Raw genomic sequence first — 6,975 nt, forward strand, 5'->3', positions numbered from 1 at the left:
CAGCACTTTAAAGTCACCAACCAATTCAGTGAGTTCATTTGTTGCAGTCCTTTTAGAAATATTGTTTAATCCTTGATTAGTAGCTTATGCAAACTTTACTAGTGTTATGCACTAAATCTAACTAAACTTTTTGATATAATTTTCGCCTAGTTGGAGCTGCCTAGTGTATACGGTTCCACGCATACAGTCAATTTCGTGAAAGAATTTAGAAAAGTCCGAATTACTACCGGTCTCTGATTTTAGTAAGTCCACACAGAATGAGACACCATCAGATAAATGAAATAATGACCACAAGATGTTCTCACAAATTTCATCAATATCAAAATATTCCAATGCCATTGAAGCTACTCCAAAATGATCATATTTTGAAAACACATCGTACAGTGAAAATACTTCTAAATAGTCTATTTTTTCTAAATATTGGGAGTAATTATCTAGTCTATCCCTAATTCTATAAGGGTTTATGTCATCCTTCCTTTTATATTTTAATGATTTTGAGGGACAATCATAATTTAGTGGTTTTGAATCATCAAATAAATGTTTGAAGTTATTGTATAGGGAATCCGTTAGCTTGCAAAATTTTTCGTGATCATATAAATGTGTCCTTTTATCCTTATATGAAACGGTTAAAAACCTTCTTATTTGTTCTGAAAATAATATTTCAATTTGCTCATTATATTTCTTTTCGGCATTTTCCAATTCAGCTAATTTATCAGTAAGATATGTTCTTAAATAAAGAGTTGTTAAATAATCTAATAAGCTAGCTCTTAATACAATTGCAATTGAATGCGTTCTATGTTTTTTACTTGGTCCGAAATTTTTAAGAAGAGTATTTACTGATTCAAAACAATAAACATATCTTCTTAAAAGGCTTTGATAAATGTCGAATTGATCACTATTTTCTGTTATCAAATTGAATCCCTCCTCCAAGATCGTGTCAAAATGATCTCTTAATCTGATAAGTTTATTTCTATTTAGTTCAGAAAGCATTTTTTCAATTATCTATATTAATGCTGGATTTTCAATTATTTTGTGCGTAACGTAAGATAAGCACCATTTGGCGTTTATTTTCAGTAGGTAAATATCTCCCTGTCCTCCACGGTTACAAACTTATCGCCTCATCTTATCAGCCAAATGTGAATTCAGAAAGATCCTTTCCTAATTCTTTTATTGGAATTAAATCACTTAATTCTCTTTCCAATTTCTTTTGTCTAATATGTATTTCCGACATTAATTTTGAACATAGTTCTTTAATGTTGCGGAGCTCTTCTTCCGAAAAAATAAATTTTGTTTTATTCCGAAGAGGTATTAATAATGGTAATTTTTGATCTTCTACTTTTAAATAAAATGGTTCCATCTGTATAATTTCAGAATCTGAATGAGCAACAGCTTTATTTCTATGATCAATTAAGAATTTATGCAACTCTTTGTCTCTTTTTTCAAATCCCTTAAGAACATTAACACTTAAATCTGGAATCGGATTTTTATTTCCTTTATCATTTCCCGAGAATGGTCGTGAATATGCAATAGTTAAGGCATTACTTAAAGATTCGCATTTTATACTATTCATTTTATTTTGCTTGTGATTTGCTTCTTCAATCTCAAAGTCAGATTGTTCCATGAGTATTTCGACAATATTAAATGCTTCTTTTATATCATTAAATGATATAAGCAATCTGATTAATTGATTCATTTTTGCATTTGTTTCTTTGCTTTGAATTTTCATGTATGTTGCTTTACATAGTATATAATTTTTTATCCCGGCTTCCGGCAACCTCATAAATAAATATAAAAGAAAATAACCTTTTGATATCAAAGTAACCCATTAAAAGCCTCTACAACAACCCCTTCTGAGCCAAAAACACAAACAATTGTATATTAGTTTTTATCTTATACCGCTTGCGTAATTTTGCCATTAGTTTTTTAATAGTACTTAATGATGCAGAAGAATACCCACATATTTATTAGCCTTTCGTTAACCTCCTTTTGGGTATAGCCCCTGGCAAGCATTGTTATTATTTTGTGTTCTTTTTTGTTTATATAAAAGATTCCTAAAAATACAAAACTCTTATGTACAGTGAGAGAGGTAAAGGGGTGAGACTTCCCTTTACCTACTCGACTATGCGTTGTTATTTATTATTTCGAGACGTTCAATTATAAATTCAGCCACTTCATTCTCGCTAAATTTCAAAGCATCTATATATCCATCAATTGAAAATAAACCATCTATTTCGGCTTGGTCAAACCTCACGAGCATTAGTTTTTTATCCTGCTTTGATTTAATTAAATCTTTGATACTTCTCCATTCCAAGCCACACCATTCTTTTTCATTATATTCTTTACATAGAAATATTACAACCAAATCGGATCGCTTATGATAAATCTTTTGTAAGAGTGTGTCTATATTAGGTTGTGCAAGTTGCGATTGATAATCGAAATCATAGAAAATTTTGTCTTTACCAAGTTTACCTTTTAAAATAGTAACAACATTAGAAACATAATCTCTTTTTTCTCCTGGAAATGATACAGAAACACTAAAATTTATTTTTGAAATGTCTTGAGTTGATTTGTCTGTTTTTTCAGTTGTTAATTCTTGAAGTAATTGTTCTAATGCAACAAGCGATAAAGAAAACACATCAGGTTCAATTTTAGTAGAATGTTCTCTGAAAGGATACGTCTTAGATATGTGAAATAGTAAGTAGTTTAACCATATTGCTAGAGGATTATTATTAGCTCCAATAGTTGGCATACTTTTGGGATCTTTTTTAAGCTGTTCATCTCTAATTTTATTTACAACTCTTGTATTTACTTTTAAAGCCTCTTCTTCATTAAATAGAGCTCCAGCTCTTTTAGCCATTCTAACAAATTTGTTGGTTGCATTACCTTCAATTACACCATATTTAGTTAATTCGGCTCCCCTAAGTCCCCATTTTAAGTTACTGTCATTGACATTACTAACAAATTTATTAATTTCATTATTCCCACTTAGTTTACCAATAAACTGCCATAACATTATTAGATGATTGGGTTGTTTAAATTTTCTGTTTTCAATTACTTGACCTTGGTGATATTCATAAGTATGAAACTCTATTTTATGAAATTTGTTAGCTTGATTTTCAAAAGCTTTGATTAAACGCTTAATTTCTAGTTTTTTTTGAATTATAGATACTTTATGTTCCAATTGATATTCAGTTTGTTTAATGTTATTCGGGATGTTTTTTTAATAACACATAACGGTTTTCGACTATGGTTTCGTTACAGAAAATCCGTAGGGTTGTTCCGCTGTGGACTAAGATAGAGAATTTCAGGGATTTTCCGAAGTGTCTTACATACGCAATATATAAGCCTAGGATAAGCCATAGATAGTCCATGAAATGTTAAATGCCAAATCACAGAAACCCATAAAACAAAAATGCCAATTTCTTGAGATTAGTTCACAAATAATTTATAGCATTTATCTTAGCGTCAATACCGTTAAAATATTCGACATATTCTATGAGTTCAGCATCAATCCATTCCAAAAGTTCATATATTTCTTGGCGGATGTTTATCGAATCCGTAAAATCAATATTGCTACCATTAAAGCAGATGGGCTCATTGTGATATACTCTATTCCTGAACTCCCTGATCCTGTTAAGTTTTTGATTAATGATATTCCTGTTTACATTTTTTGGTTTATTGGGGAAACAATGTATTACAATACCGCCAATTAGCCGATAATGATGTGTGTCGAATAAACTGGTCCAAAAACCAAAGGATTGTTCTGCTATGATTTTTCCCGGAGTTACTGTTCCCCCCATTCTTCTCACAGTTCTTTCAGCTTTTATAACACTATTTTTCAAAAAATATCTTCCCGGTGCAAGACTGCGATGGCTCATAAAACCATTCTTTTCTGTCATTATCCAGTTCGGGTTTGTAAAATGGGAAGATACTTGATAATGGACAATATTTCTTAAAATGGTTTCAAACAGGTTTAAAATAGGGTAAAAAGCTTGAGAGGCTCTTAAGTTTACGCGGTACAATTTTTGCGCTTTGGCTTTTGAATTCCCGGTTGCTCTTAAAAACCGTTCTAGGCGGGGTTGTGATATGTAATATTCAAGTTTGTTGTATTCCAAAGTAAGCGTGTAATTAGTTGCAATTTATAAAAATTATAGTTACTTTTGTACCGTAATGCTTGATAAAGCCTCTTCCTCTTTTAGGAACGTAATCAAGTGAAAGATATTAAAAAGCGCCTGAAAGTTCAGGTGCTTTTTGCTTTTATAATATTTAACTGTTTATGAGCGAACCGATTTTTTTAAGGTTTTTACGCTATTAATATTATCGTTAATTTCTTTTTGCAAATTTTTGACTTGTTCCGGAGTACATCCTTGATACATAATATTGACACCTTGATTTCCTTCGTAATTATTGAAATGGTTAGTATAGGTAGACTTTTCTTGATAATTTAATATGTATTCTGGTGCCACACCAAAAATATCCGAAAGCTCATACAATCTAGTTAAAGTAATATCGGCTATGTTATTTTCTATATTGCTATATGCTTTTACCGTTATGCCTAAAGCATTTGCAACATCTTCTTTTCGTAAATTCTTTTCACTTTCCCTTATCTCTCTAATATTATCGCCTATTTTCATGATTAATTAAGTTTGTATGTTAGAAATATTAATATTATTCTGCTTTAATAGTGTTTCTAATAAAGCTATTCGTTCCCTCTGGCTTTGCAACAGTTCTTCTTGTAATTTTTGAAGAGAAAAATTGGAGAAGTTTACACCCTGATTAAGAATATTCACCCCTTTATTTCCATTATAATTGTGAAAGTGATTATAAAATTCTTTTTTTGACTGTTTATAGTTAAGTATGTACGAAATGCTACAGTCTAATATTGAAGCAATTTCTTGCAGCCGATTAACAGTTAAACCAGTTATATCATTCTCTATATTAGCATATGCTCTTGTTGTAATATTAAGCTTTTGGGCAACATAACTTCGCTTATAGTTTTTTTCAACTTCTCGTATTTCTTTTATATTGCTCCCAATTTTCATTTACTTAAATATCAAAATCGATATTATTATCTCTTAGGAGTCTTTCCAATTTTGGAATTCTTTTCAATTCATCCGTATACAGTTCTTTATACCCTTTACGAATTTCTTCTTGATTAATTCCTTGAACATTAATATTGATACCTTGATTCCCTTCATGATTATAAAAATGATTTCGGATTTGATTGGTAGGCTCCTCTTCTTGCAGAAGATCAACCGGAGAACATGATAATATCTTTGCTATTAAATCTAATTGACTCAACTTAATATCAGATTTATCACTGATAACTTAAGCGAACTGCTTGTTCTTTTAATTCGGGGCTGTAATAGCGTTTTTTCATGTTTCTAAGATATTTGTTTTATAACAAACAGTCTTAAATTTTTTGTCCGAGTAAAGGTAGCAACTCCACCATAGTTTAGCCAACTTTTTTATCCATTTATCCATTTTGAAGTACTAATACAAACCTTAAGATAAGAAATAAATTAAAAAATATATTTTTGTTGTACCTATGTTGTACCCAACACAAATAAAAAAGCCTTACATCTCTGTAAGGCTTGATTTTACTAGTGGTCCCACATGGGCTCGAACCATGGACCCCCTGATTATGAGTTTTTTAAAATAGGGATTTTCGGAAACTTATAAAATTGTAATATACTGATTATCAATATATTGATAATTTTTGTGTTTAAATCAATACAGAAAACATCAAACTTTTGTTTGCAAATGGCGTGCAAATTTTTTCAGTAACTTGTTGCTTATGAAAACATTTTTATCACTCACACTAGATTGTCAGAAGCAGTATCTTTTAGTAATTGAATATTTCGTAACAATTTTTTAAATGTATCGTCTTTAGTATATAAAGCCAATACCATGAAGAAATTAGTTTTAATTCTCTTGGGAATTTTAGTATTCTCTGCCTGTAAAAAAGATACAAATTATGATGTAGCGATACGGAACGTAACAGTTTTCGATAGTAAGCATAAAAAAATACTTCACAAAAAAACAGTTTTAATTAATAAGGACACTATAGCTGCCATTATCAATGCTTCCCAAAAATCCAAGGCAACCCGTGTTATTGAAGGAAACGGACGTTTACTGATCCCGGGGTTTATTGACACCCATACACATCTTTGTCAACTCTATGCCATAGGAGATGATGTGGCTCCAGAATTTATTGATGATTCTTACCGAAAAAGACTGTCTGAAACGTATTTAAAATTCGGCACTACTACCATCGTAAGTATGGGAGATCCTCAACCGTGGATGGATGTTACCCTTAACTGGCAACAAAATCCATCTCCGGATTATCCCAATCTGTTTATCAGTGGAGGGGCTTTAATTTCAGATGAAGAAAGAGAACCCGTTCAACATCATGTAGAAATCATGAGTCCGGAAGATGGTAAAAAGAAAATCCGTGAATACGCTGAATTAGGAGTAAAACATATTAAGTTGTATTCAAGATTGCGTGAACCCGAAATGAAGGCGATCCTAAGGGAAGCCAAAAAAGAACATATGAATGTTTCAGGTCACATCCAGTATAGAGTTAGCCTTCAAGATGCTATGGACTCAGGACTTAAAAATTTCGAGCATTTTCACCTTGGCAGCCAATGTCTTTAATTATGAAAAGCATTGGGAACCATTTGTTAAAAAATATAAATTGGAACGGACAGGGACGCTGGATGAGTTTGCCGCGGACATGGCATTGTTCTTTGACTATATAAAAGATACCCCCGAATTGAATGCTGAGATGGAGGCATTATTGGACAGAATGGCCAGGAAAGGTGCTACAATAAGCACAACCGTCAACGTACTGGCCTCTGCTACCGGAGATACAGATTTCTATACCTCATTCAACAGCTTTCCATTAAGAGATACACCCTACATCCCAACCAATACCGATCGTTTTAAAAAACAAACCTCCAAAGGTTTTAACGC

The 6,975-nt window shown here is 31.7% G+C and carries 9 protein-coding genes; 2 read left to right on the forward strand and 7 right to left on the reverse strand.

Annotated elements, in window-relative coordinates; genetic code table 11:
* Positions 1-117 precede the first annotated feature (117 nt).
* From UXI14_RS17240 to UXI14_RS17270, 7 genes are all read right to left on the reverse strand, one after another.
* A complete protein-coding gene (locus UXI14_RS17240) occupies positions 118-990 on the reverse strand; it encodes a hypothetical protein (RefSeq protein ID WP_335967214.1) in 873 nt (290 codons plus the stop codon).
* 136 nt (positions 991-1,126) lie between these two features.
* Complete coding sequence (locus tag UXI14_RS17245; protein WP_335967215.1) at positions 1,127-1,726, reverse strand: hypothetical protein; 600 nt, start codon at positions 1,724-1,726, stop codon at positions 1,127-1,129.
* Positions 1,727-2,119: 393 nt separating this feature from the next.
* Positions 2,120-3,181: a TIR domain-containing protein gene (locus UXI14_RS17250; protein ID WP_335967217.1), complete on the reverse strand. Its 1,062-nt coding sequence runs from the start codon at positions 3,179-3,181 to the stop codon at positions 2,120-2,122.
* A gap of 253 nt (positions 3,182-3,434) precedes the next feature.
* Positions 3,435-4,115 carry a hypothetical protein gene (locus UXI14_RS17255; protein WP_335967219.1) on the reverse strand — a complete coding sequence of 227 codons (681 nt, stop codon included), beginning with the start codon at positions 4,113-4,115 and terminating at the stop codon, positions 3,435-3,437.
* A 159-nt stretch (positions 4,116-4,274) separates the two neighbouring features.
* On the reverse strand, positions 4,275-4,634 hold the full coding sequence (locus tag UXI14_RS17260; RefSeq protein ID WP_335967220.1) for a helix-turn-helix transcriptional regulator: 360 nt from the start codon (positions 4,632-4,634) through the stop codon (positions 4,275-4,277).
* Between the two features lie 6 nt (positions 4,635-4,640).
* Positions 4,641-5,042, reverse strand: coding sequence for a helix-turn-helix domain-containing protein (locus UXI14_RS17265; RefSeq protein WP_335967221.1), 402 nt, complete (start codon positions 5,040-5,042; stop codon positions 4,641-4,643).
* A 4-nt stretch (positions 5,043-5,046) separates the two neighbouring features.
* Entirely contained in the window at positions 5,047-5,301 is a 255-nt protein-coding gene (locus UXI14_RS17270; RefSeq protein ID WP_335967222.1) for a hypothetical protein, read from the reverse strand.
* 609 nt (positions 5,302-5,910) lie between these two features.
* On the opposite strand from UXI14_RS17270, the gene UXI14_RS17275 reads away from it, so the two are divergent.
* Together UXI14_RS17275 and UXI14_RS17280 are read left to right on the forward strand one after the other, a co-directional pair.
* A complete protein-coding gene (locus UXI14_RS17275; protein WP_335967223.1) occupies positions 5,911-6,657 on the forward strand; it encodes an amidohydrolase family protein in 747 nt (248 codons plus the stop codon).
* A 40-nt stretch (positions 6,658-6,697) separates the two neighbouring features.
* A partial coding sequence (locus UXI14_RS17280; protein ID WP_335967224.1) for a hypothetical protein occupies positions 6,698-6,975 on the forward strand: 278 nt, incomplete at its 3' end.

Source organism: Galbibacter sp. PAP.153 (assembly GCF_037029175.1).
GTDB classification, from domain to species: domain Bacteria; phylum Bacteroidota; class Bacteroidia; order Flavobacteriales; family Flavobacteriaceae; genus Galbibacter; species Galbibacter pacificus.